Origin of the sequence: Ruminococcus sp. AF37-20 (assembly GCF_003460465.1) — a bacterium.
GTDB classification, from domain to species: Bacteria; Bacillota; Clostridia; order Oscillospirales; family Ruminococcaceae; genus Hominimerdicola; species Hominimerdicola aceti.
This window is the reverse complement of record NZ_QTVE01000012.1, coordinates 81,646-82,113: the sequence shown is the minus strand read 5'-3', so window position 1 is coordinate 82,113 and position 468 is coordinate 81,646. Positions and strand designations below refer to the sequence as shown.

Sequence of the window (468 nt, the reverse complement as noted above, 5' to 3'; positions counted from 1 at the left end):
AAAGAGTTTGGCAAGACACCCATTGGTATGTAACATACCGTGAGATAAGCGGAGTGAAGAAAGCGCTTTTTTACAAGGTCTGCCCAAGCAGTCCCGATATCAAACAATGTATATCCGATCTGAAAAATGCGATACAAAGCGCACAAAAGCTTTGCGATACTATCGGCTATCACGGCTTTGAAGAAGATTTTCAAGAAGCCCACCGTCTTTTGAATGATACCGACCGCCTTGACAACGTGCTGAACGGCGCTTTGTCCGCCTGCGTTTTCGCAGGAATGGGAAGCTGGAACGACGAAGTTGCGGCGATATGCGAGGATAAAAATATCCCCCAGCACCAATACACCGAGGTCACAAACGCCCTGTTTTCGGCAATTTTGAATGTTGTATGCGGAATATGCAGCTACTAAAAATATACAATTTATAGGAGAGATAATATGAGATTTGTATGTCGATGTGGGAATATGCTCA

At 44.2% G+C, this 468-nt stretch carries 1 protein-coding gene; it reads left to right on the top strand.

Annotated elements, in window-relative coordinates:
* Window positions 1–407 (top strand): hypothetical protein (locus DW015_RS13450; RefSeq protein ID WP_181979893.1); only part of this gene is annotated, 407 nt, incomplete at its 5' end.
* Between the last annotated feature and the right edge of the window lie 61 nt (window positions 408–468).